Consider the following 23,249-nt stretch of genomic DNA (forward strand, 5'->3'; position numbering starts at 1 on the left):
TCCTCCTTTTAGCCGCCACGTTTCTGGAACGGCTCGCTATGGACGATCGCGCGAATCATGGCCGAGAACTTGTCGTTGTTGTTGGCCATTTCACCTTGAACCTGCTGAATCGCACATTCGTCGTAATATTCCACGCCTCGCCCCAGGGCGTAGGTCATGGTCTTGCTGATCAGGTTATGGATGAATTCATCCTTCTTGTCTTCCAGTAGCAGACGCTTCAAACCGTCTGCTCCGGCAAACTTCGTCCCGCCGGGCATCTCGCCACTGGCGTCGATTTCAAAGCCCTCGTCTTTCGTTCGCCACTGACCGATCGCATCGTAGTTCTCCAGCGAGAACCCAATCGGATCCATCTTGGCATGGCACGAAGCGCACGCGGCATTTTCGCGGTGCATCTTCATTCGCTCGCGAAGACTACCGGTTAGCTTCTTTTGCGACTCGAGCGAAGGAACGTTCGCCGGGGCTTCCGGTGGAGGCGTTCCCAGGACGTTGTCGAGAATCCACTTCCCACGCCTCACAGGGCTGGTTCGCGTTGGGTTCGAGGTCACCGTCAGCACGCTGGCCTGAGTCAGGATGCCGCCCCGCTTGTTGTCGTTGAGTTCGACGCGGCGGAAGTGGTCTCCCTCGACACCTTGGATGCCGTAATGCTTCGCCAGTCGCCCGTTTAAAAACGTGTAGTTGGCTTGCAACAGATCGAGAACGTTCCGGTCTTCGTCGACGATCGACTGGAAGAACATTTCCGTTTCGGTACGCATGTCGGCCGCCAACTTGTGGTCGAAGCCATGGAAGCGTTCGCGGTCAGGCTGAACGATGTCGAGCTTTCGCATCTCGAGCCACTGCCCGGCGAAGTTCTCGGTAAGCTGCTTCGCCTTAGGGTCAGCCAGCATACGGGTGACCTGGACGTCGAGGTTCTGTCGCAACGTTCCTTTCCAGGCCTGTTGCAGCAGATCTTCGTCAGGCATCGTGCTCCACAGGAAGTAGCTCAAGCGCGTTGCCAACTGATAGTCGTCCAGGGCATGCGTTCCTTCCTGAGTGTCTTCTTCCACTTTGAACAGGAAGTTCGGCGAGCACAGAATGCCGACCACAACTTCGCGAATGGCTCCCTCGTAGTTGAGACCATCTTCCTTGGCCATGCCGTACAGAATCATCAGACGTTCCATCTCGCCGTTGGTCACTGGGCGACGGAAGGCTCGCGATGCGAACCGAGCGATCACCTGCTGGGCGGCCTGAAGTTCGTCGAGTCCCTGCTCGCCAGGTCGCACGAAGATGATTCGCTTGTGCGACTCGGGATAGCGGGCGTCGAGATTGCTGTCGGGGCCACGGAGTTCGATGCGGTTGATGAACAAGTTTCGATCGCGACGACGTGGATCAGGATTACCGGGATCGTAGTGGTCGTTCAAGAACGCGACTTCCAGCGGCAGCTTCCCCTTCGGCACCCGCATCTTGATTTCCATGGGGTGGCTATCCGGCGTGGTGTTTTCAATGGCGAAGGTCTTCGATGTCTTGCCTCCGATCCGAACACCCATCTTTGCTGGCTCGTTGCCTGCCTGGCTGGCGTAGGCGTAGATGGCGACCGTGTAGCTGCCTGGCTCGACATCGAGTTCGTAGCTGCCGGTGTTGTTCGATGGGAAGGTCAGGTTCCGACCGGAAGGATTTCCCTCCTTCAGCTTGAATTGAGCCAATGGCAAGTCGTGCTTTGGCACCAGTTGCTCGCGATCGGTGATGATGGCGCGGGTCGCGATCTCGTCGGCGGCTTCATAGAACTTCTCGAACAGCAGCGGCGAGGTCGACAGGACATCGCCAATGTTGTCGAAACCGTAGCCGACATCATCCGCGGGAAACGATTGGGTTGCCTGGTAATCGATTCCCACCAGATCGCGGATCGTGTTTTGGTATTCGACACGGTTCAACCGACGAATGGTCTCGCGGCCTGGATTGGCAGGGCTACTGCAGTCGATGCTCGACAACGCATCCTGAACCCAGGTCAAAACCGACTGTAGTTCTTCGACAGCTGGCTGGTCGTAGTCGCGCGGAGGCATGGTTCCGTTCACCAACATGTCGAGTACGGAGGACCATTTTTTTCGGCCGATGGTGGTGACGTCTTCCAGCGAGCGGAATTTTTCCAGATCGAGCCCGGCCTCAGGCGTCGCGCCAGAGTGACAGTCCATGCAGTAGCTCTGCATAAAGGGAACGATCTTCTTGGAATAGTCCGCGTCCATTTCGGCGCGTTTCGCCGCGTGAAGCTGCGACACGAAGAGCGTGCAGACCAGGGATAAACCGAGTATGAGGACACCACTTGCGCGGCATCCGAAGATAGGCCGGAGCATGATGAAACTCCTCTTAGGGAAGATGGGGTGCAATAAAGGCGGGCATAAGGGATGGATAGACGGTGGATTATATAAATCCATCGTCGATAGGTCTATGGAAATCGCAGCCCGGAACCATGCGTTCGCCTTGCGGCTTTCCGCACCAAAAGAAGAGGAACCGAATAATTTGGCTAGACACCCCTCTAGCGAAGCATTTACCCGCAGAAGAGAGGTAAACCTGAGAATCTGGGTGGCAATTCTGAAGACACTATGAGCCCACCCGTGCGAGAGGCCGAAATCGACAAAAAAAGACCGCAGGTCGTTGCCAACCTGCGGCCTTTTTTAAGTTGTCTGCTTCGCGGGAAGCTTTAGCCGTTGAAGCGGCTCAAAGCGAGGGTGATGTTCTGACCACCGAAGCCGAAGCTGTTGTTCAGAGCAATGTCGACCTTGGCTTCCCGAGCGACGTTCGGGACGTAGTCGAGATCGCAATTGTCGTCTGGGTTTTCGTAGTTGATGGTCGGCGGTAATACGTTGTCGCGGATGGCCATCAAGCAGACAATCGCCTCGGTCACGCCAGCCGCCGCGATGAGATGCCCCATCATGCTCTTGGTGCTCGAGACCGGGATCTTCTTGGCTAGTTCGCCGAATGCTTCTTTGCAGCACAGCGTTTCGACCTTGTCGTTCACCGTGGTGCTGGTGCCGTGAGCGTTGACGTAGTTGACCTGCTCTGGCGTGATGCCGGCGTCGGCCATCGCCATCTTCATACAGGCAATACCACCGCGGCCTTCCGGATGGGTGTCGGTGATACGGAACGCATCGGCGGTTGTACCGTATCCGATGATTTCGCCGTAGATAGTCGCTCCACGAGCCTTGGCATGCTCCAGTTCTTCGAGCACGACCATCGAGGCCCCTTCGCCCAGCACGAAGCCGTCGCGTTCGCGATCGAACGGACGCGAAGCCCGCGTTGGTTCGTCGTTGCGAGTCGACAGTGCGGTCAGCAGGTTGAAGCCGGTGACGCCGAACGGATGGATCATGCTATGGGCACCGCCCGAGAGCATGACGTCAACGGTACCACGCTTGATTAGTTCGCGAGCTTCGCCAATGGCCTGGCTGGAAGCGGCACATGCGGTCAAGCAGTTAAGGTTCGGACCTTGAGCGTTGAACAGCGATGCGAGGTGACCGCATGGCATGCTCGGGTCTTGTTCCATTTCGCGGCGAGGATCGAGCGTGGCCAGCCCCTTCTTGATGAAGGCCGACTTGTCCCAGTCGCCATTACCGCTGCTGATGGCAGCCACCACCATGTTGGTGAATGTGTGGAAGTCCTGGTCCCCTTCACCGCAGCCGAGGTAAACGCCAAAGCGGGTCGGATCTTTGATGGAATCCATCACGCCGGAGGCTTCCACGGCCTGCTTGGCGGCACCAATGGCGAACCGGGTATGGCGTCCCGATTTCTCCCAGTCGGCGATCTTCTCGCCACACTTCGAGACATCCCAGTCTTTGACCTCGGCCGAGATCTTGGTGGGGAAGTTCGAGGCATCGAAGACGGTTGTGTAACCAACGCCCGAGGCACCCTCTTTCAGGCCTTTCCAGACCGTTTCCACATCGTGTCCCATGGGATTGACCATGCCGACACCGGTGACAACGACTCGCCTAGTCATAGAAGATTCTCTCCGCGCTGGAAGCAAAGTTGGCGACCAGAAGTGGCCAGCCAAGCTGAAAATACGATTTTAACGTGCCCCAAGGGGCCAAAGGTCGCGTCCCTGCGAAAGGGTTCGATAGCGGGAATCCAATAGCCGCCAGCGATGTTCATTCTACTAAGCGTGATCGGCAATTTTACCCTGGGACGTTTGGTCGAAACGGGTAGCGATTGGCGATCTTGGTGCGTGCCATCGAGGACCTTACGGAAATCGAACTGCCGTAAGTCTTTCCGTCGTAGTGGTAAGCTACGAGGCGGAAGGATTTTTGGTGAGCTCGTTTTCGGCTTGAATCATATACTCGGGGGGCTGCAACGGGGAGCCATCCTTCGCTTTGCCGACCTTATACAGTCCGAGCAATCGCAGCATCGATAGCAGGTCGGCCGGGAAGAACAGGTCGCGATCCTGGTCTTTATCGTTGAGATGGGCAAAGAACATTTCGACTTCCGCGTGCAACGTTTCGCCCACATGGCTGGTTGCCGAGACGTAGGCCCCGTTCTCGCGGATATCGTTCATGGTGACGCTGTAGGTCAACTGATCGCCGGGGTGGGCCGTGGTATGGAAGGTTGCCTTGGCGACCTTTGCCAGCACGACACGTTCGCGGAAATCGTAGACTTCGCCAGCCAGCAAGCCACCGGTCTGGGCGATGCCTTCAATCACGAGCGAATGAGGCATAACCGGCAGATAGGGAAAGTGGTCGTGAAGGTGGTCTTCGGCTAACGAGACACACTTGACCGACTTGGCCGACTTGCCGCTTTCGAACTCAATGAACTTGTCGATCCAAAACCAGCGCATCCCGACGGTCCCTTCGACGATTATTAAAGGGCACAATGGCAAATCGGTCCGCCTCTGCGATGCCGAGTGCGGACCGAATTGAACGTCTGTGCCAGGTAACTTAGGCCAGCTTCGACTTAACGTAGCTGCACATATCGTTGACGGTCAGCAGATTGCCGAAGTCGGTAACAACCGGGTTTGCTTCGAACTTGCTGAGGTCAGCGAAAGGCATACGCTTCTTCAGTTCGGCCAGACCTTCTGGAGTCACCTTACCGTCCTGGACGTATTCGGCGTTGGTCAGAATGTCTTCTGGGAACAGTTCGTCACGTGGGATCGTGATGCCAAAAGCCTTTTCCAGGCGGAACACGATATCCAGGAAGTCGATCGACTCGGCACCCAGATCGCCGACCATGGTGGCCTCCGGTACCACTTCTTCCTCGTCAACGCCCAGGGCGTCTACCAAGGCTTCGCGGACCTTTTCAAAAACTTCGTCATCCGAGGGTGCCATAATTTCTTGCTCTCCGACTAGGAAAAGACAGGCTTATAAACTGCGTGAAAAACGTTCCCCAACGCGGGAATTTGCGGCCGCACCGCGCGACAGCGACGACTGCTTACACCGATGCTTGTTGGCGATTGAGCAGTTCGTATTGTAGCTTCAATACACGGATCGCATTCAGATCCGTTACATTCGGCTCGTCGGTACCCGACGAGTTGGAACTCTCTAGTACGATGCGGGAACTGACGGCAACGTTGCCTGCCACTTCGCCCGAAACTTTGAGCGACGCCAGGTTGCCATCCATCTTGATCAGTTCAGCTTTGACGACCAGCATTTCGCCCGGTTCGACAAAGTTGCCATACTTCACGTTCCGTGCTTCTTTCAACACGGTCGTGCTATGGCTGAAGTTGTTCGTTACGCGAACCAACCAGGCCCCGGTTTGCGTCATTGCTTCAAGCATCAACACACCCGGCATCACCGGAAAACGGGGAAAGTGATCCTGGAGGTACTCTTCGGCCAACGTCAGGCATTTAATAGCCGAAATTCGCTCGCCCGGGTGAATCTCCGAGATTTGATCGATCAGACAGAACTTCATCTCAGCTCACTAGCGACTCGAATTTTCAAAATGCACTAAGGGACTTGCCGGCGCGAAATTAAAGCTTAGCAGTATACCTAGCCAATCTCACCCTCACAAGTTCACAACCGGCGAGCGTTCAGCGGTTTTCGGCTAGGAAATGGCCTGCCCAGGTTCTTCCTAACCTAAGAAATTAACACAACTTACGAAAGACCTCTTCCGATAGATGGCTCAGATTACCTGCGACCAGCCGGGAATATAAGGTCTCCCGGGCTGTTGTCGTGGGTGGGTCAACTTCCCGTTCGGGTCTATAATGCATCGTTGTATCGGCCCGCTTTTTTGCCTGAAGCTAGCCCCTGCCATTCGACTTAACCCTGGCTGCCAGCACCCGGCACCTGCGAGAATCATCATGTCGACCGTTTCCCTGGGATCTTTCGATTTCGCCCCTTACCGATCCCTTTCCAACGAAGAACTGACGCAGCGAATCCAGAAGGTTCGCGACGAGATGGGAAGCCGTTTGCTGATCTTGGGTCACCATTATCAGCAGGACGAGGTGATTGAACTGTCGGACCTTCGCGGCGACAGCTACCAGCTCAGCAAGATGGCGGCCGAGAGCAGCGATTGCCGCTACATCGTCTTCTGCGGCGTCCACTTCATGGCCGAAACCGCCGATATTTTGGCCAACCGCCCCGAGAAGATCAGCGAACGAGACGGCCAGCGGGTCACGGTAGTTCTGCCCGACATGGCCGCCGGATGCTCGATGGCCGACATGGCAGCGATCGAACAGGTCGAAAATGCCTGGGACGACCTAGGCGAAGTGATCGACACAAACGACATCACACCCGTCACTTACATCAATTCGGCAGCCAGTTTGAAGTCGTTCGTTGGCAAGCATGGCGGGATCGTCTGCACGTCCAGCAACGCTGACAAAGCCTTGAAATGGGCGTTCAACCGCACCAGCCGGGTCCTCTTCTTCCCCGATCAGCACCTTGGCCGCAACACGGCCCTGACCATGGGCGTGACCGAAGAGCAGATGCCGGTCTGGAACCCTTACGCTGCCGAACTGGGGGGTAACAGCGAAGCCCAACTGAAGGAGAGCAAAGTGATCCTTTGGCAGGGACATTGCAGCGTTCACCAGATGTTCAAGCGAGAGCATGTCGATGCTTTCCGCCAGAATCACCCTGGCATCCAGATCCTCGTTCACCCCGAATGCATGCGGGAAGTGAACGAAATCGCCGACGTTTCGGGCTCGACTGGCAAGATCATCGAGACCGTTCGTAAGGCTCCGGCCGGCACCAAATGGGCGATCGGAACTGAATTGCACCTGGTGAATCGGCTGAAGAAAGAGCATCCCGAGCAGGAAATTCACTTCCTGAGCCCGGTCGTCTGCATGTGTGCCACGATGTACCGCATCGACCTGGCTCACCTTTGCTGGACGCTCGAAAACATCGCCGCCGGCACGCCAGTCAACGAAATTCGGGTCGACGACGAGACCGCCAAGTGGTCGCGGGTCGCTTTGGAGCGAATGCTGGAAGTCTCGGCATAATCGCTGCGACCCCATTTTCCCGCCTCGATCCTGTCCGAACGTCGTACCTCGGAAGGACCGTTCTGGGAATAGCTAACCCTAAAAGCTCCAAAAACTTGACGCTTGTTAAATTGGGCAACTATATTAGTCTGTGAGATAATTTCGGCCGGCCCTCCCAGGCTGCAGCCGTGGCTTCGCTTTTCCCATCTCCCAGGCCTTTCCGCATGACTCTTGGCATCCTTCGCATTACGTTTTTGCTCGCTGTAACGATGACGTTCGCATCGTTGGAGTTGCCATTGTCCCACGCCATCGCCGCCGCGCCGGAAGAAGCTCCGGATGCCGCGGACCAGACGATTCGCCTAGCTCAGGTCAATCCGCCGAACCGTAAGTTCGTGGAAGGCGTTCTGACCACCATTCCGATGAAGTTCAGTGCCGAGGACACCTTCACTACCCCAGCCGAATATCGCGATATTCTCGAAGGAATCCCGAATCTCGACTGGAAGCCGAACTTCATGGCGGAAACGCGTACGCTGAAGTCGATGGCTTCGGACGTGATCTACCGCCGTGACATCTGGGGCCTCGAATTCTCGTTCAAGCCACTGCGCATGATCGAAGTCGGCATTCCTCAGCCAAGTGGCAAGCTGCAGAAGAAGCTGATCTGGTACATGGTCTATAAGGTCACCAACCATGGTGAACCACTGCGGCACGTGCCAGTCAAAGATCAGTTCGACAATGTGAAATACGAAGTTCAGCAGATCGAAGGCCTGCCTTCGGCTCCGGTTCGCTTCTTCCCTCGATTTGTCTTGTCGACGCAAGACACCAAAGAGAAGAAAGAGTACCTTGACCGCATCCTGCCAGCGGCGGCCGAAAAGATTGCCGAACGAGAAACGGGCGGTAGCAAGCTGTACAACACGGTCGAAATCAGCCGTTTCGACATCCCGGTGACGACCGAAGACAAAGACAACAGCATCTGGGGGGTGGTTACTTGGGAAGATATCGACCCAGAAACCGACTTCTTCAGCATCTACGTCGACGGCCTGACCAATGCCTTCCGCTGGAAGGACAAGGACGAGCAGGTGGATCCGACGGCCAACCCGCTTTCTTACCGCCAGTACGAGCAAAAAACGCTGAAGCTCAACTTCTGGCGTCCTGGTGACCGCTTGGACGAGAACGAAGAGGAAATCCGGTTCGGAGCGCCTGGGGAGGTTGACTTCGAGTGGATCTTCCGCTAAAAAACTAGTTTCCCCTAGGCCCATTATCCGTATCTGGGTAAAGGCCAGTCCAAGTCAATAAGCTATCGCCGCATCTTTGCTTGCGGCCTCGATAAAATACCATCAGGAGCAGATGTCATGGCCCATAAGAAAGGTCAAGGTTCTAGCCGCAACGGTCGCGATTCTAACCCGCAGTACCGCGGCGTGAAGAAGTACGGCGGTCAGTCGGTTACCGCTGGTAGCATTCTGGTTCGCCAGTTGGGCACCAAATTCCGCCCTGGCAAGAACGTTGGCATGGGCAAGGACTTCACCCTGTTCGCTTTGACCGACGGTACGGTCTTGTTCGATCAGGGCAGCCGCCGCGTGAACATCGTCGTGGCAGAAGCCAACTAAGCGAGTCGGGCCTTCCCCTGCGGGAAGCGTCGGTAAATGATTCGCCATAGAGAAAACAGAATGGGGATGGTCAGTAGGCCATCCCTATTTTTATTCGTAGCAAGCCAATCTTAAGCAGCATCCAATCATGTTCGTCGATCGGGTACAAATCGAAGTCGAGGCCGGAGCCGGAGGCAATGGCTGCTCCAGCTTTCGCCGCGAGCGATACATTCCCAAAGGTGGTCCCGATGGTGGCGACGGGGGTGACGGCGGAAGCATCATCCTGATGGCCGAAGAAGGGGTCAATAGCCTCGTTCAACTCGCCCATCAGCATCATTGGCGCGGCAACCGCGGTAGCCATGGCAGCGGTGCGAATCGTACCGGACGCAAAGGCGAAGACGTCGTGATCAAGGTTCCGCCGGGCACGGTCGTGATCGATGCCAAAGAGAACTTCGTCCTCAAAGACCTGGCCAAGAACGGCGATCAACTGATCGCGGCTCGTGGCGGCAAAGGTGGACGCGGCAACCAAAGCTTCAAGACCTCGACCAATCGTGCCCCGCGCGAATGCCAGCCAGGCGACCCTGGCGAAAAGCGTTTGCTGATCCTCGAACTGAAGTCGATCGCCGACGTTGGCCTGATTGGCAAACCTAACGCCGGCAAGAGCACCCTGCTCTCGCGTCTGTCGCGGGCCCGTCCCGAGATTGCCGACTATCCGTTCACGACCAAGTTCCCCAACCTCGGCCAGGTTCAACTCGATATCGATACCGAGTTCGTTCTGGCAGACATCCCTGGATTGATTGAAGGGGCTGCTGAAGGCGTCGGCCTGGGGCACGAGTTTCTGCGTCACGTCGAACGCGCCGGCTTGCTCGTTCACCTCGTCGAGCCAGCCCCGATGGATGGCACCGATCCGATCGAGAACTACACGGCAATTCGCCACGAGTTGGAAGCGTACAATCCACAACTGGCGGCCCGTCCGGAAGTGGTTTGCGTGACCAAGGCGGAACTGCCCGAAGCGGAAGAAGCCCACGCCAAGCTGCAAGCGTTGATTGGCCACGACATCTTCCTGATCTCCGCCGTGACCGGGCAAGGTTTGAATCAAATGGTCCGCCACGTTGCGACCCAATTGGAGGTCGCCAAGAACGAATCGGAGGGAGCGTAATGCCGGTTGAGTCTTTCATCACCGTCGACGTTGGGAATACCCGCGTTCACTTCGCTCGCTTCGAAAACTTCAAAGCGGACGAAGCCACGGCTCCCGTTTCAACGTTTTCGTACTCGGCTTACTCTTCCGATATCCAGGGACTGCGTGACTGGCTCGTCGAGCGTGCCCTGCCCTGGTTTGTGGTCAGCGTTCATCGCTCGGCCCTTGCTTCGCTGGAAGCGTTCTCGAAAATCGAACCGCGCGTGAGCGGCTTCACCTCGTTCACGCATTCGCAGCTTCCTATTAGCATTACGCTCGAAGCGCCTGAGAAGATCGGGCTCGATCGGCTCGCCGCCGCGATCGCCGCGAATCATCTTCGCGAAAAAGACCGCCCCGCCATCGTGGTCGATGCCGGCACAGCGATCACGGTCGATGCGGTTTCCGCTGAAGGAGCATTTGTCGGAGGCGCGATCCTGCCAGGCATGCGAACCAGTGCCAAGGCATTGGCCGAACAAACCGACGCGCTTCCCCAGATCACGTTCGACCTGGAAGTGCAACCGACAGCCATCGGCAAGAACACGCTTGAGGCAATGCACAGCGGCTTGTTCTGGGGATCGGTCGGTGCGGTTCGCGAAGCGATCCGTCGCGTTTCCGCCGAGCTTGGCTCCGACAATTCACCGCAGATCTTCTTCAGTGGCGGCGATGTGAAGTACCTGGCACCCTGGATGGACATGTCGATCGAAACGGTCGACCACCTGGTCCACCGGGGCGTTGCCCTGGCCGCTCAATAGCGTTCAGGCGAAACACGACGACGAACTAACCAGCGACGTCGCGAAAAACATCTTCCACCGTCTGCCGTAGCGTGATCAGCTGCAGAGGCCCGATCGCGGCCGACAACTTCGTCACGTCGGCGATCGGTTGCTGGGAAGGCTCTGACTTTTCGCCGCTCACTTCGACCTGCTTGCCAGCGATCTCGCAGATCGTATTCCAGATATCGGCCGTCGTGATCGCTTGGCCACTTCCGACGTTGAAGGTTTCGCCCCAGGCCTGGTTTTCGATCAACAGACGATAGATTCGCACGACATCGCGTACATCGCTCAGGTCGAGCGAGGTCGCGAGCGAACGAACGACCTGGGGACTGTCGGCACCGGCAACCTTCTGGCACCACTCCGGCACCAGGTAGATCGGGCTTTGACCAGGACCGGTATGATTGAAGGCCCGACAGATGATTGCCTTCAGGCCCTGATCGATCCGATCGCGAACGACGTTTTCTGCCGCCCATTTGCTGTGAGCGTATCCGCCCATTGGCTTCAGTGTGTCGTCTTCCGCGGCCAAGGGCTGCTCAGGCGTTCGCGGGCCGTAGACTTTGCTGCTACTAACGAACAACATCTTCGGCTGCGATGGCAGAGCCAAAGCCAACTCGGCGACATGCCGTGTGCCAAGAATGTTGACCGCCTTGCACGTTTCGGTCGGCAAGTCGTCGCCGCAGCTACCAGGATGACTGATCGCGGCGAGATGATAGATCACGTCGGGATCGAATTCGGTGAGCGTTTTCAACAGCGAATCGGACGCAGGCTGAGCGATGTCCCACTTCAAGTTTTCCTGCGAATCGGACTGGCCACCGACGTACGTTCCACGGACCTCGTCACCGCTGGCACGCAGATGTGCCGCGAGATGCTGTCCGACAAAACCATGGATGCCGGTTACCAGTGCTCTCACGACTCCTCCTTGAGTAGCTTGATGTCTGCTTTAACTCGTTTCATATCGGCGTCGACCATCATGTGCACCAACTGCTCGAACGAAACCTTCGGTTCCCATCCGAGTTCGGCTTTGGCCTTGGCCGGATCGCCACAGAGGGTATTCACATCGGCCGGTCGATAGAACTTCTCGTCCACGACGACATACTTCTTCCAGTCGAGCTCGACGCGTTCGAAGGCCAGTCGACAGAACTCGCGAACGGTATGCTTCTGCCCGGTCGCCACGACGAAGTCATCCGGATGTTCGGCCTGCAGCATCAACCACATCGCTTCGACGTAGTCCCCCGCGAAACCCCAGTCACGTTCGGCATCGAGATTGCCCAAACGCAATTCGTTTTGCAAACCTTGGGCAATCCGCGCCACCGCGTACGTGATCTTACGCGTCACGAACTCGATCCCACGCAGGGGCGACTCGTGATTGAACAAGATCCCACTGCAGGCAAACAGATCGTAGCTTTCGCGATAGTTGACCGTCATCCAGTGGCCATACATTTTCGAGACGCCATACGGACTACGCGGCCAGAATGGCGTCGACTCGCGCTGCGGCTCTTCGTAGACCTTACCGAACATCTCGCTGCTGGAAGCCTGGTAGAAGCGAATAGTCGGATCGACCGTCCGCACTGCCTCCAGAATTCGCGTCACCCCCAGGGCAGTCACTTCGCCGGTGAGGATAGGCTGATCGAAGCTGGTCGGCACGAAGCTTTGTGCCGCCAGGTTATAGACCTCGGTCGGCTGCACCTTTTCGAGCAGCCGATTAAGGGCCATCTGATCGAGCAGGTCACCTTGATGCAGCTCGATCCTGTCGGTTAAATCGGCGATTCGCTCGAACGGCAACGTACTGCCTCGACGAACCATGCCATGCACCTGATACCCCTTTTGCAAAAGAAACTTTGCGAGGTAGGCTCCGTCCTGTCCGGTAATCCCGGTGATCAGTGCAGTACGCATTCGATTTACTCTTCGCCGCTATCTTCGGCGTTGGTGTCTTCTGCGGCGGGTGCTTCGTCGCCGGCTGGCGAGTCGTCGCTAACCGGGGCTTCTCCTTCGGCGACTGGCGAAGCAGGCGATGGCGATTCTTCCGTTTCCACGGCTTCGTCGTCCCCTTCTTCCTTCGGCACACGAACCACAGCGGCAAGCGTATCCCCTTCGTCGAGCGACATGATCCGCACGCCCTGGGTGTTACGACCAACCATGCTGATCTCGGAGGCGGCGATCCGCTGCAGTTTGCCGCGGGCCGTCATCACCAGAATCTCGTCGCTGTCGTCGACGCGAGCTACCGCAACCACTTTCCCGTTTCGGGCAGTCGTCTTGATATCTCGCAGGCCCTTACCACCACGCTTCTGCGTGCGGTAACGAGCACCGCTGGAGGTCGATTCTTCTTCCGAAGCAGGTTCGTCCGAAGCACCTTCCGTGTCGGCATCGTCTTCTTCGACCGCCATACCAGGACCGAAGTTAGTACGCTTGCCGTAACCATGCTCACAGACGGTCAGCAGCTGGGCTTCCGGATCGGCAACCACCATCCCGACCAGGTTGTCCCCCTTGGAAAGGTTGATCCCCTTCACACCGCTCGAATTACGTCCCATCGCACGGGCATCGTCTTCGCGGAATCGAATGGCCATCCCCTGTTCGGTCGACAGAACCAGTTCGTCGCCTGGCTTCGTGATCGCCACGTCGATCAGCTCGTCGTCTTCCTTCAGCTTGATGGCAATGATGCCGTTCTTCTTCGGGCGGCTGTACGCTTCCAGATTGGTCTTCTTCACCAGGCCCTTGCGGGTCGCCATCACCAGGTAGTGGTCTGGCATGTCGAAATCGCGAACGGCGCGGCAGTCGGCGATCTTTTCCCCATCTTCCAACTGAAGCAGGTTGACCACCGCGCGGCCACGGCTGTCGCGGGCCAGGTTCGGCAGGTCGTAAACCTTCTGCCAGTGAACCTTCCCCTTGGTGGTGAAGAAGAGCACGTAGGCGTGGGTCGAAGCGACGAACAAGTGCTGGATTGGATCTTCTTCTTCGCTCTTGGCTCCCTTGATGCCCTTGCCGCCACGGCGTTGGGCTTTGTAGATGCTGGCTGGGGTTCGCTTGATGTAACCCTTGGTGCTGATCGAGACCACCATCGTTTCTTCTTCGATGAGGTCTTCCAGATCGATGTTGCCGATCTCTTCGTGCGAGATTTCGGTGCGGCGGTCGTCGCCGAACCGACGATCGATCTCTTCCATCTGCTCGCGGATGATCGCCAGAATGTTGGCTTCGTCCGACAAAATGCGGAGGTATTCCGAGATTTCGTCGAGCAGCTTCGAGTGTTCGTTGCCAAGCTTTTCCTGCTCGAGATTCACCAACTGACCCAGCGTCATTCGCAAGATCGCGTCGGTCTGCACCGAGGTCAAGTGGTACACGTCCGACTCGCCCCGTTCCTGCTGGAACAAGGCAAAGCCTCGCTCGCCCAAGGCACGGGCCATCATCGATGCGGGGCACTCGACACCCATCAAGCGAGTCTTCGCTTCGGCCTGGGTGGACGACGAACGAATGATGCGGATGATTTCGTCGATGTCGGCCAGGGCCAGCAGCAAACCTTCGATGGTGTGCTTACGCTGACGAGCTTTGGCCAACAGGAACTGCGTCCGGCGGCGAATAACCACCACGCGATGGCGGATGAACTCTTCGATCATTTCCTTGATCGACATCGTTCGCGGCTTGCCATCGACCAGGGCCAACAGGATGATCGAGAAGGTGTCCTGAATCGGCGAGAACTGATACAGCTGGTTCAACACGACATCGGGGTCGGCGTCACGCTTCAACTCGATCACGATGCGGACAGGTTCCTGCAGGTCGGAAAGGTTGCTGACCGAGCGAATCCCCTGGACGCGACCTTCGTTGACCAGCGCAGCGATCTTCTCTTCGACGCGGTCACGCGTCTGCTGGAATGGAATGTCGTGGATGATGATCTTCGCGCCGCTCTTGGCGTATTCGATCGTCGTGTGCGAGCGAACCACGATCGTGCTGCGGCCAGTCTTGTAACCCTGGCGAATGCCAGCGCGGCCGCAGATGATCCCGCCGGTCGGGAAGTCGGGGCCTTTGACGATATCCAACACCTCTTCGATGCTGGCGGCAGGATCGTCGATCAGCAGGATGACTGCCTGGCAAATCTCGCGGAGGTTGTTCGGCGGGATCGAGGTGGCCATACCGACGGCGATACCGTTGGCACCGTTGACCAGCAGGTTCGGAAACTTGCTCGGCAACACGGTCGGTTCGCTACGCGATTCGTCGTAGGTCGGCACAAAGTCGACCGTGTCGAGCTTCAGATCTTCCAGCAGCAGACTGGCGAAGTTCGACATGCGAGCTTCGGTATATCGCATAGCAGCCGGTGGCAGACCGGCGATCGAACCGAAGTTTCCCTGTTTGTCGACCAGCACGTAACGCATGTTCCATTCCTGGGCCATACGGACGAGCGTTGGATAGATGACCGATTCACCGTGAGGGTGATAGTTACCCGAAGTGTCACCAGAGATCTTGGCACACTTCACTCGGGAAGCACCCGGGGTGAGGTTGAGGTCGTTCATCGCTACCAGAATGCGCCGTTGCGACGGCTTGAGCCCGTCACGAACATCAGGCAGAGCGCGGCTGACGATCACGCTCATGGCGTAAGTGAGGTAGCTCTCCTTGAGCTCGTCCTCGATCGACATTGTGAATAGCCGAGTGGGGTCTTCCGGCGCCCCGCCATCGGCTCCATTACCGTTTGCGTTATTCCCGTCCGTTGCCAAGTGAGCGTCCTTTCGGAGGTTATCCTTCGCCGCGGGGATAAGCGTCCCGGAGCGATCGTCAATCTGCTGTGTCTAAGGGTGCCCAAAAGAGGCAAAAACGTCGAGAAAACGGCCGTTTCCCCAAGGCTTTCTGGCCTCGATGATTGCACGCCATAATGTACCAAATTCGGCTGCGCGAAACTACTAGGGGGCCCGCATTGCCCGGAAGCTCTAAGTGCTTGAGAATTGGCAGTTTACGAACGCATTTTTCCAAGCTGATAGCGAGCTTGCACGAAGCGGTCGAATTGCCAGAAAAAAGCCGCTGTCGGATGGCCGCCAGACGCTCCGTAAACGAGCTCAATTCGCCTCTTGCTTCCCGGCCAACTACCTCGCGGATCTAGCTCGCCCCGCGAAGGATTCCGTCGTCGTCGCATTCGCTGGCGAACTCTTCCCAGTCCATGTTGGCGATCAATAGATTGCTCTCGACCGCCCACATCTCAGAAGGGACCACGCGAAAGCTTCGCCCTGGCTGCTCGTAAGCATCCACCACCACGATCGGCCGCTCTTCGCTTCGCATGGTCTGGGCGTCGACCACGAAGAAGAACCCCTCTGGCATCAGCATTCAGCTGCAACAGCCTATCAATGGTTACCCCGGCGAGTGACGGGTCTTCGATCCAATACAGGTACGGTACGAAGCCCTCGTCACTGGGAGCCTGTAACTGCTGCACAAGCGCAGCCCAAGCCTCGTCGGAAGCGAAATCGGTTCGATAAATGGGCGTATCGTCCACGAGAAACCCAGGTGCCTTACCAAGAAGAGCATCCCGTCAATCGAGACTGGCTGGCCACATTGTGCCCCGCCCCAGACAGCGATTCCACTTTTTTCCAACAATTCAGGCAACCGTCTGCCGAGATGGGCGAAAACCTGAAAGACTCGACGGGGAAACGGGTCCAACGCTCGCGGCCGCGAGAATATACATTTTGGGGGCAGATCGAGTGGTGACGTCCGCGTCGCAGCAGCCTCTCGATCTGAATGCCGGCCTTCCTCTCGAGGAAGACCACAGGCAGCCGGCACCGCTTCGACCGCAGCCATATCTTACCGCTTCAGGGTCGGTACGGATGTGCGCTGCGGTCGAGGTGATTCTTGCGAGACAGACTCGCCCCCTAAGAGAACGCGACCAGCACGTCGTACATGGCATGCGAACCGGCTGCGATGCCGAAGCCGCGCAGGGCGAAGATCGATGCGAAGATCAGGCCGGCCGAGAGCCGGAACAAAAACGTATAGCCATCAATCGGATCGCCGCCTGGGACGAACAGATTGTAGTGGGCCGCGGCGAAGATCAAGCTGCTGATCAACATCGCCGCGAACGTTGCGATCACCTTCGGAAAGGCGAAGCCCTGGATGAAGACGATCAGCACCGGAATCAGCATCAAGCGAAAGAGTAACTCTTCATAAATACCTGCCCCGAAATAGGCGACGACCTGCTTTGTGGTGACGTCGACCTCAGGCCCGGTACTTGCTGCGACAATCTGCATCTGCATGACCGACGCTTGAAAATGAGCGAGGCACAGCAGAAACAGCCCTAGCACCATCGATTCGGCCGCCATCAAAGGCAGGTTGGTTGGCCGCAGTTGCCAGGGATAGTGTTTCAGGTGATGCCAGGCCAGCAAGATACCGATGGTCAGCACCGGCAGCAGAAAATATTGGCCGAGTCCTAGCAGTTCCAAGAATTGCCGCAGCCAGACGTCGACGCCGTTCCGGATGGCACCAGGCCCAAGCAGCAAGATCCCTGCTTCGTAGATTGCCAACATCGGCAACACGAAAACCAGGCTGGTCAAAGGCCGTGAGGTGGCCTGCCAGTAGTTGATCTCAGGGATTTCAGGTTCCACTTCCGCTACGGACATGAACGCAATCTTTAGCTGGCGAACTTCGACATGAAGAGCGTTTCCACATAATTCGGGTCGGTCGAAGTGCCAGCAGCACTTGATTCATCACAACCTGACTGGAACAACTGTTACGACCGGATATGCCCTTCCCCGACCCTGCTTTGCCTCAGGAACCGATCGTTGACCGACTCGAACGTCTCGCTGAACACCGTCTTCGAGAAGCTGCTGGAATTTTATGGACCACAAAACTGGTGGCCAGGAGACTCGCCGCTGGAGATCATGATCGGGGCGGTCCTGACGCAGAATACCTCGTGGAAGAACGTCGAGAAAGCGATCGCCAACCTGAAAGAAGCCGACCTGCTGCATCTGGGTCGCCTGCACGAGACCCGTCCGGAAGAACTGGCCGAGATCATTCGCCCGTCCGGCTACTATCGTTTGAAAGCGAAGCGGCTGGCCAATCTGATCGATCACGTAATGACCCGCTACGACGGTGATCTGAAATGGATGTTTTCGCACGATCTCGCCACGCTGCGGGAAGAACTGCTGGGTATCAACGGCATCGGTCCAGAAACGGCCGATTCGATCCTGCTTTATGCCGGCAACCTGCGAACGTTCGTGGTCGATGCCTACACGGCTCGCGTTTTGAAGCGGCATGGCTGGATCGACTGGGAGGCCGACTACCATCAGATTCAGGACCACTTTGTCAGCGAGGTCCCTGCGGAAGTCGAGCACTACAACGAGTTCCACGCCTTGATTGTCCGGGTCGGCAACCAGTTTTGCAGCAAAAAGCCGAAGTGCGAGGGCTGCCCGCTACAGTGTTATTTACCGGAATCAGGCATTAGCGAGCCGTTCTAGAAAATTTCCGGTAACTACCAGAAAAACATTTGCGTCCCGGCCTGGAAACGAGATGATGATTATCTCCCTCTTTTGGATAATCCTTGTCACTCTCCGCGAGCATAGGAAACGGTTGGATGAACCAGTCGTCGACGCCTCAAGTACCGTTCTGGGCCCATCTTCTGTGTGGCTGGCCCTTGTTTTTGGTGGCCGTTGGTGGAGCGGTTGGGGGCGGACTAGGTGGCTTGGCCTATGGCATCAGCATCTCGATCTTCAAAACGAATGTCCCGATGCCGGTGAAGATTATCGCCCCCGTCTTCATTGGAATGGCCGCGGTTGTGCTTTACTTTGTGATCGCGGTTGCCATCTTCACTGCCATCCAATAGCCATACTTGCCTTACGGAACGACCAGCAGTTATTGGCAACAATTTTTGCCGGTTCTCCCTAAACCGCACGACCCTCCCCCTTAACGGGCCGTTTGGCGGCATTCCGTCAATCGCCACTTCTTGAAAGTGACGCATCGGCGTGTCAGAATCATTCCTTGCGGAATGTGAACTTCCCTGGAAGTATCCCCTTTTGATTTGTGCCGGAGCTGAAGCAAGTATGAAAGTTGTTCCCCTGGGAGCCAATGTGGTCGTGCGGCGGATGGAATCGGAAGAAACCACAGCCGGCGGCATCGTCTTGCCCGGCAGCGCTCAAGAGAAACCGAAACAAGGTCGTGTGCTGAGCGTCGGCGACGGCCACGTTTTGAAAGACGGCACCAAGTCTGCCCTCTGCGTCAAAGAAGGGGATCAGATCTTCTTCAGCAGCTGGGCTGGTACGGAAATCAAAGTTGAAGGGGAAGAATTGCTGATCATGGCCGAAAGCGACATCCTCGCGATCCGGGCCTAACCCCTGCCGGACGACTTAGTTTTTAACTCTCTGGCCGGCGATATTCGGTTCGTGCGGCCTTTGCGGCCCCTCTTTCTCGGGGCCTCGCTTCCCATTTTCGGTTCCCCTTCCGGCGGAAGTGCTACGCTTTACAGCGTTATCGTTGCCGATTTCATGGTGGCGGTGCATGGCTCGATTGGTGCAGCCGGTTTACAATAAAGCGTCTTATGCTTGGTTTCACGGCGAACATCGTAGTTCGTCCGGGGCTTCGCAACGGTGCCACAGGGATCGCATTTCTGACTGCCGATTCCTCGCGCGGTCTGATTCTGCTTTATTCAAAGCGGCTACGAGCACCTAGCAATCCGCCCGATGACGCCTGGCTTCGTCATCCGCGTTGACTTGTTTTCCTTGAGATGAGGTTTTTCTTTCATGTCTCAATTGCTCGTGAACCCTATCCGTTACTTCATGGCTGCCTGCCTGGTCGCCTCGCTGCTGATTACGCCAGCGATCGTTCGTGCTGCCGATAGCTCGGACTACGACAAGGCAGTCGAAAAGGGTGTGACCTTCCTGGCCAACCAGGGCCAGGCCGAAGATGGCACTTTCAGCGGCAACACCGGTATCGGTGTGACTGCGATCTGCACGCTGGGCATGCTGGAACATGGCCGCACGACGCTTGATCCTTCCATCAAAAAGGCATTGGCCGCGATGGAAAAGCACGTCAAGCCAGACGGCGGTATCTATGTCGAAGGTACCCGTCACCGTAACTACGAAACTTGCTTGTGCATGTTGGCCTTCAGTGCCGCCAACAAAGATGGCCAATACGACAAGCTGCTGGCCAACGGTCAGAAGTTTTTGAAAGGCCTGCAGTGGGACCAGGAAGAAGGCAAGAGCGAAGACGATCCGTACTTCGGCGGTGCCGGCTACGGTGGTCACTCGCGACCTGATATGTCGAACACCACCTTCCTGATGGAAGCCTTGAAGGCGAGTGGTGCCAGCGAAGATGATCCTGCCATTCAGAAGGCGCTAATCTTCGTCAGCCGCTGCCAGAACCTGGAATCGCCACACAACCAGTTCGAGTTCGCTCCGAAGAACCCGGATGGTGGCTTCTATTACACGATCGCCGCTGGTGGTAACAGCCAGGCCGGTCCAACCGACAACGGTGGCCTCCGCAGCTATGGCTCGATGACCTATGCCGGTCTGAAGAGCATGATCTACGCCGGCGTCGACAAAGACGATCAGCGCGTGAAGGCAGCCGTCGCCTGGCTCGGTAAGAACTACGACACCAAGCAAAACCCAGGCATGGGTGACACCGGTTTGTACTACTACTATCAAACGGTGGCCAAGGCTTTGGATGCCTACGGCGACGACACCTTCGTCGGCGAAGATGGCACCAAGCACGACTGGCGTAAGGAATTCACCGAAGAGCTGATCAGCCGTCAGCAGTCCAACGGTAGCTGGGTCAACGAAAAGGCCGAACGCTGGATGGAAGGTGACCCGAACCTGGTGACCGGTTACAGCTTGCTGGCTCTGTCGTACTTGAAGAAAGACGATAAGTAAGCCACGTTATTTGCAGCAAAAACAAAAGCCACCGCGATACGTCGCGGTGGCTTTTTCATGCGCGGATAGATCGGCGTTGCGCGCTAAGCCTTCTTCTGCAGTACGAAGACGGCGTCGCTGATCTCGTGATCGAAAGGAACCGGATCTTCGATGTCGTACCAGAAGTCGTACACTTCGCGGATCTGCAGTTCCGGTACTTTGCGAAGCAAGCTCCGAAACTCTTCGCCGGTGTACAAGCGATACGGATATTCGGTCTTCAGTCGCAATACCTCGTCCCCTTTGCGGATGTGCAAATTGAACCGCAAGACCTCGCGGCGCTCTTGCCGACTGAAACGAACGACCTTCAACGTCGTGGTCACCTTCGTCTTGCCATGCTGGGCAGTCCAACGTTCGTGGCACTCGGGGTCGGCATTCAAGGGAATGATGTGGAACCCCAGAATGTAGAGTCCGCCAGGTCGCAGAGCCGCAACCACACTTCGCAGATGAAGGAGTGCTTCCTTCTCGCTCACCAGGTGCCGGAAGGTATTGAAGGTGCAAAGCGCCGCGTCGAGCGGCTCTTCGACGTCGAATTGAGCCATGTCGGCCATCATCACCTCGGCATCGAGGCTGCGGCGATCAAGTCGCTTTCGCAGATATTTGAGCGAGGCTTCGTTGTTGTCGAGCCCGACCATCTCGAATCCGCGAGCCGCCATCTCGACAACGTTTCTTCCGCCGCCGCAGCCCAGGTCCAACACGCGGCGAATTGGCCCATCGCCGAAGCGTTCGAATGCGGCCTCGAAGAAGTCGCATTCGGTTGGAGTTTCATCCCGGAACGAAAGATCCCAATACTGGGGATAATCGTAGCAATCGACGGCAGTGGAGTATGGCACCGGGACGTTCTCGTTCGGTTAGCGGCGGCCCCATGAGGGGAATCTTGCCATTGTGACCCGATTCAGTCCTGGTGCCTAGCAGCTAATTGACGGGGGGATCGAGGGTGGCGGCCGCCTCGGCGACCGATTTCTCTTGCAAGTCGACCATTCCATTAGCTTTCCGCATTTCGGGCGTCGAAATCGTATTTACCATTTTTCGCAATTTATCGATGGCCGCTCGATCTTTGGCCAGTCTTTCCGATACCAGCAAGACCGCATCGTAGGGGGGCAAAACGAAGCGTGGGTCCTCCAGCTCGACGAACTCGCCCGAGCCCAGACGGCCATCGGTACGGTAAGCCACAATCACGTCGGCCTCGCCCCGGCTGAGGGCTCCGTACATCAAAGCGGCGTCCATCGACTTTGTCTTGCCGAACTGCAAACCGTACTCGGTTTGCACGTTCTTCCATTCCGGCCGCGACCAGAATTCGATCTCGCAGGCAGCCGTCAGCTCATTGGCATGCGGCACCAGGTCGGCGATCGATCGGATTCCCATCTCGTCGGCCTGCTCCTTTCGCATGGCGAAGACATAATCGTTGCGGAACCCAAGCGGCCCCAGCGTCAGGATTCCCTGCTCTTTCAGATGCGTTCCGATGTCGATCATCATCTCGGCCGACGAAACGTTGTCAGACCGCTCCATCTCGTTCGCCCACAGGGTGCCGCTGTAATCGACGTAGCAATCGATCTCGCCACGCTTGAGCGACTGCAGCACCACATTCGATCCGAGACCTGCTTTCACTTCGGTCTCGCGATTCTCTTCCTGCAGTACCTCACGCAGATGGTCGATCAGAATGTACTGTTCGGTGAAAGGCTTCCCGCCGATGACATACGGTTTGTCTTGTTGGAACGCTTCGGCCGCGACCATCTCAGGAACCGGCGTGATCGTTTTCTCTTGGTGCATGGCTCGCAACAGCAACGGGCTGACCGCGATCGCCGCCATGCCAGCGATCGAACCGAAAGCCCACATGCGGCTACGTTTCTTCGAGGCGACTTCCAAACCACCCAGCAGCATATCAAGCAGCAATGCCAACGCGGCCGAGCAAACGCAACCAACCATCAGCGCGGCCGAGTTGCTTGTCTGCAAACCGGCGAAGATGTAATCCCCCAAGCTCGTTGCTCCGACCGGGTAAGCCAAGGTCGCGGCACCGACAACCCAGGCCGATGCTGTCCGAACGCCTGCCAGGATCGTCGGCGCAGCCAAGGGAAGCTCGACGATGCGTAGCTTCTGCCAGCGATTGAGCCCGATTCCATCGGCCGCTTCGATGCAGCCAGGGTCGACCGTTTTCATGCCGGCGATCGTGTTTCGCAAGATCGGGAGAATGCTATATAGCACCAGAGCAACCCATGCCGGCAACATTCCAGTTCGCTGGAAGGCAAAGACCATGATCGCCAGCAACGCCATGCCCGGGATTGTTTGAATGACGTTGGCAATCGTCACGGCGCCTCGCTCTGCCTTGGGACGGCGCGAGCAAAAGATCCCCAGTGGAATGCTGATCAACACGCCAGCCAACAGCGACGAGAACGCCAGGAAGACATGCCCGCCCAAACGATCTGGCAGCAGGCTGAGTTGATGGGGAATCCGAGACCAGAAGTCTGCGTCGAACATGGGAAGGACTCGCGAAGC

The 23,249-nt window shown here is 57.1% G+C and carries 20 protein-coding genes and 2 pseudogenes; 9 read left to right on the plus strand and 13 right to left on the minus strand.

Going from position 1 to position 23,249, the window contains the following annotated elements:
• Positions 1 to 8 precede the first annotated feature (8 nt).
• The 5 genes from ABD890_RS10910 to ABD890_RS10930 form a co-directional block, all read right to left on the minus strand.
• The gene (locus tag ABD890_RS10910; RefSeq protein ID WP_345088702.1) at positions 9 to 2,324 is read right to left on the minus strand and encodes a DUF1592 domain-containing protein; all 2,316 of its coding nucleotides are present in this window, start codon (positions 2,322 to 2,324) and stop codon (positions 9 to 11) included.
• 347 nt (positions 2,325 to 2,671) lie between these two features.
• Complete coding sequence (locus ABD890_RS10915; protein WP_345088704.1) at positions 2,672 to 3,961, minus strand: beta-ketoacyl-[acyl-carrier-protein] synthase family protein; 1,290 nt, start codon at positions 3,959 to 3,961, stop codon at positions 2,672 to 2,674.
• 285 nt (positions 3,962 to 4,246) lie between these two features.
• Entirely contained in the window at positions 4,247 to 4,792 is a 546-nt protein-coding gene (locus ABD890_RS10920) for a 3-hydroxyacyl-ACP dehydratase FabZ family protein (RefSeq protein WP_345088706.1), read from the minus strand.
• A gap of 100 nt (positions 4,793 to 4,892) precedes the next feature.
• Positions 4,893 to 5,279 carry an acyl carrier protein gene (locus ABD890_RS10925; RefSeq protein ID WP_345088708.1) on the minus strand — a complete coding sequence of 129 codons (387 nt, stop codon included), beginning with the start codon at positions 5,277 to 5,279 and terminating at the stop codon, positions 4,893 to 4,895.
• A 103-nt stretch (positions 5,280 to 5,382) separates the two neighbouring features.
• Positions 5,383 to 5,862 carry a 3-hydroxyacyl-ACP dehydratase FabZ family protein gene (locus ABD890_RS10930; protein ID WP_345088709.1) on the minus strand — a complete coding sequence of 160 codons (480 nt, stop codon included), beginning with the start codon at positions 5,860 to 5,862 and terminating at the stop codon, positions 5,383 to 5,385.
• Positions 5,863 to 6,250: 388 nt separating this feature from the next.
• On the opposite strand from ABD890_RS10930, the gene nadA reads away from it, so the two are divergent.
• The 5 genes and pseudogenes from nadA to ABD890_RS10955 all read left to right on the plus strand — a co-directional run bounded on the left by nadA (position 6,251) and on the right by ABD890_RS10955 (position 10,878).
• Positions 6,251 to 7,387 (plus strand): quinolinate synthase NadA, encoded by a 1,137-nt coding sequence (gene nadA, locus ABD890_RS10935; RefSeq protein ID WP_345088711.1) that lies wholly within the window; start codon positions 6,251 to 6,253, stop codon positions 7,385 to 7,387.
• Positions 7,388 to 7,662: 275 nt separating this feature from the next.
• Positions 7,663 to 8,598 (plus strand): hypothetical protein, encoded by a 936-nt coding sequence (locus tag ABD890_RS10940; RefSeq protein WP_345088713.1) that lies wholly within the window; start codon positions 7,663 to 7,665, stop codon positions 8,596 to 8,598.
• 117 nt (positions 8,599 to 8,715) lie between these two features.
• Entirely contained in the window at positions 8,716 to 8,970 is a 255-nt protein-coding gene (gene rpmA, locus ABD890_RS10945) for a 50S ribosomal protein L27 (protein ID WP_345088715.1), read from the plus strand.
• Between the two features lie 127 nt (positions 8,971 to 9,097).
• A pseudogene (gene obgE, locus ABD890_RS10950) lies at positions 9,098 to 10,099 on the plus strand (GTPase ObgE); the annotation flags it as partial.
• An 8-nt stretch (positions 10,100 to 10,107) separates the two neighbouring features.
• Positions 10,108 to 10,878: a type III pantothenate kinase gene (locus ABD890_RS10955; protein WP_345088717.1), complete on the plus strand. Its 771-nt coding sequence runs from the start codon at positions 10,108 to 10,110 to the stop codon at positions 10,876 to 10,878.
• A 25-nt stretch (positions 10,879 to 10,903) separates the two neighbouring features.
• Here ABD890_RS10955 and ABD890_RS10960 read toward each other — a convergent pair whose 3' ends face one another.
• From ABD890_RS10960 to ABD890_RS10980, 6 genes and pseudogenes are all read right to left on the minus strand, one after another.
• Positions 10,904 to 11,806, minus strand: coding sequence for an NAD-dependent epimerase/dehydratase family protein (locus ABD890_RS10960; protein ID WP_345088719.1), 903 nt, complete (start codon positions 11,804 to 11,806; stop codon positions 10,904 to 10,906).
• Positions 11,803 to 12,789, minus strand: coding sequence for a GDP-mannose 4,6-dehydratase (gmd, locus tag ABD890_RS10965; RefSeq protein WP_345088721.1), 987 nt, complete (start codon positions 12,787 to 12,789; stop codon positions 11,803 to 11,805). Before gmd ends, ABD890_RS10960 begins: the two co-directional genes overlap by 4 nt.
• 5 nt (positions 12,790 to 12,794) lie before the next feature.
• The gene (gene gyrA, locus ABD890_RS10970; RefSeq protein ID WP_373355724.1) at positions 12,795 to 15,596 is read right to left on the minus strand and encodes a DNA gyrase subunit A; all 2,802 of its coding nucleotides are present in this window, start codon (positions 15,594 to 15,596) and stop codon (positions 12,795 to 12,797) included.
• 376 nt (positions 15,597 to 15,972) lie between these two features.
• Positions 15,973 to 16,197, minus strand: a complete 225-nt coding sequence (locus tag ABD890_RS10975; protein ID WP_345088723.1) for a DUF6924 domain-containing protein — start codon at positions 16,195 to 16,197, stop codon at positions 15,973 to 15,975.
• Positions 16,198 to 16,246: 49 nt separating this feature from the next.
• Positions 16,247 to 16,363, minus strand: a pseudogene (locus ABD890_RS25515) (DUF6924 domain-containing protein); the annotation flags it as partial.
• Between the two features lie 373 nt (positions 16,364 to 16,736).
• On the minus strand, positions 16,737 to 17,477 hold the full coding sequence (locus ABD890_RS10980; protein WP_345088725.1) for a CPBP family intramembrane glutamic endopeptidase: 741 nt from the start codon (positions 17,475 to 17,477) through the stop codon (positions 16,737 to 16,739).
• 162 nt (positions 17,478 to 17,639) lie between these two features.
• Between ABD890_RS10980 and ABD890_RS10985 the strand changes: the two genes are divergently transcribed.
• The 4 genes from ABD890_RS10985 (at position 17,640) to ABD890_RS11000 (ending at position 20,720) form a co-directional block, all read left to right on the plus strand.
• Positions 17,640 to 18,314 carry an endonuclease III domain-containing protein gene (locus ABD890_RS10985; RefSeq protein WP_345088727.1) on the plus strand — a complete coding sequence of 225 codons (675 nt, stop codon included), beginning with the start codon at positions 17,640 to 17,642 and terminating at the stop codon, positions 18,312 to 18,314.
• Between the two features lie 116 nt (positions 18,315 to 18,430).
• Entirely contained in the window at positions 18,431 to 18,679 is a 249-nt protein-coding gene (locus tag ABD890_RS10990) for a hypothetical protein (protein WP_345088729.1), read from the plus strand.
• A gap of 217 nt (positions 18,680 to 18,896) precedes the next feature.
• Entirely contained in the window at positions 18,897 to 19,184 is a 288-nt protein-coding gene (locus ABD890_RS10995) for a co-chaperone GroES (RefSeq protein WP_345088731.1), read from the plus strand.
• 408 nt (positions 19,185 to 19,592) lie between these two features.
• Positions 19,593 to 20,720 carry a prenyltransferase/squalene oxidase repeat-containing protein gene (locus ABD890_RS11000; RefSeq protein ID WP_345088733.1) on the plus strand — a complete coding sequence of 376 codons (1,128 nt, stop codon included), beginning with the start codon at positions 19,593 to 19,595 and terminating at the stop codon, positions 20,718 to 20,720.
• Between the two features lie 83 nt (positions 20,721 to 20,803).
• On the opposite strand, the gene ABD890_RS11005 is transcribed toward ABD890_RS11000, so the two are convergent.
• On the minus strand, positions 20,804 to 21,589 hold the full coding sequence (locus ABD890_RS11005) for a class I SAM-dependent methyltransferase (RefSeq protein ID WP_345088735.1): 786 nt from the start codon (positions 21,587 to 21,589) through the stop codon (positions 20,804 to 20,806).
• Positions 21,590 to 21,671: 82 nt separating this feature from the next.
• On the minus strand, positions 21,672 to 23,231 hold the full coding sequence (locus ABD890_RS11010) for an ABC transporter permease/substrate-binding protein (RefSeq protein WP_345088737.1): 1,560 nt from the start codon (positions 23,229 to 23,231) through the stop codon (positions 21,672 to 21,674).
• Between the last annotated feature and the right edge of the window lie 18 nt (positions 23,232 to 23,249).

The organism is Bremerella cremea, assembly GCF_039541315.1.
GTDB lineage: Bacteria > Planctomycetota > Planctomycetia > Pirellulales > Pirellulaceae > Bremerella > Bremerella cremea.

Bases quoted from the DNA above. Each gene is read 5' to 3' on its own strand.
- rpmA (WP_345088715.1), top strand. From the start codon at position 8,716: ATGGCCCATAAGAAAGGTCAAGGTTCTAGCCGCAACGGTCGCGATTCT.
- ABD890_RS10995 (WP_345088731.1), top strand. From the start codon at position 18,897: ATGAAAGTTGTTCCCCTGGGAGCCAATGTGGTCGTGCGGCGGATGGAA.
- ABD890_RS11010 (WP_345088737.1), bottom strand. From the start codon at position 23,231: ATGTTCGACGCAGACTTCTGGTCTCGGATTCCCCATCAACTCAGCCTG.
- ABD890_RS10955 (WP_345088717.1), top strand. From the start codon at position 10,108: ATGCCGGTTGAGTCTTTCATCACCGTCGACGTTGGGAATACCCGCGTT.
- ABD890_RS10930 (WP_345088709.1), bottom strand. From the start codon at position 5,862: ATGAAGTTCTGTCTGATCGATCAAATCTCGGAGATTCACCCGGGCGAG.
- ABD890_RS10910 (WP_345088702.1), bottom strand. From the start codon at position 2,324: ATGCTCCGGCCTATCTTCGGATGCCGCGCAAGTGGTGTCCTCATACTC.
- ABD890_RS10915 (WP_345088704.1), bottom strand. From the start codon at position 3,961: ATGACTAGGCGAGTCGTTGTCACCGGTGTCGGCATGGTCAATCCCATG.
- ABD890_RS10920 (WP_345088706.1), bottom strand. From the start codon at position 4,792: ATGCGCTGGTTTTGGATCGACAAGTTCATTGAGTTCGAAAGCGGCAAG.
- gmd (WP_345088721.1), bottom strand. From the start codon at position 12,789: ATGCGTACTGCACTGATCACCGGGATTACCGGACAGGACGGAGCCTAC.
- ABD890_RS10980 (WP_345088725.1), bottom strand. From the start codon at position 17,477: ATGTCCGTAGCGGAAGTGGAACCTGAAATCCCTGAGATCAACTACTGG.
- nadA (WP_345088711.1), top strand. From the start codon at position 6,251: ATGTCGACCGTTTCCCTGGGATCTTTCGATTTCGCCCCTTACCGATCC.
- ABD890_RS10990 (WP_345088729.1), top strand. From the start codon at position 18,431: ATGAACCAGTCGTCGACGCCTCAAGTACCGTTCTGGGCCCATCTTCTG.
- ABD890_RS10925 (WP_345088708.1), bottom strand. From the start codon at position 5,279: ATGGCACCCTCGGATGACGAAGTTTTTGAAAAGGTCCGCGAAGCCTTG.
- ABD890_RS11000 (WP_345088733.1), top strand. From the start codon at position 19,593: ATGTCTCAATTGCTCGTGAACCCTATCCGTTACTTCATGGCTGCCTGC.
- ABD890_RS10975 (WP_345088723.1), bottom strand. From the start codon at position 16,197: ATGCTGATGCCAGAGGGGTTCTTCTTCGTGGTCGACGCCCAGACCATG.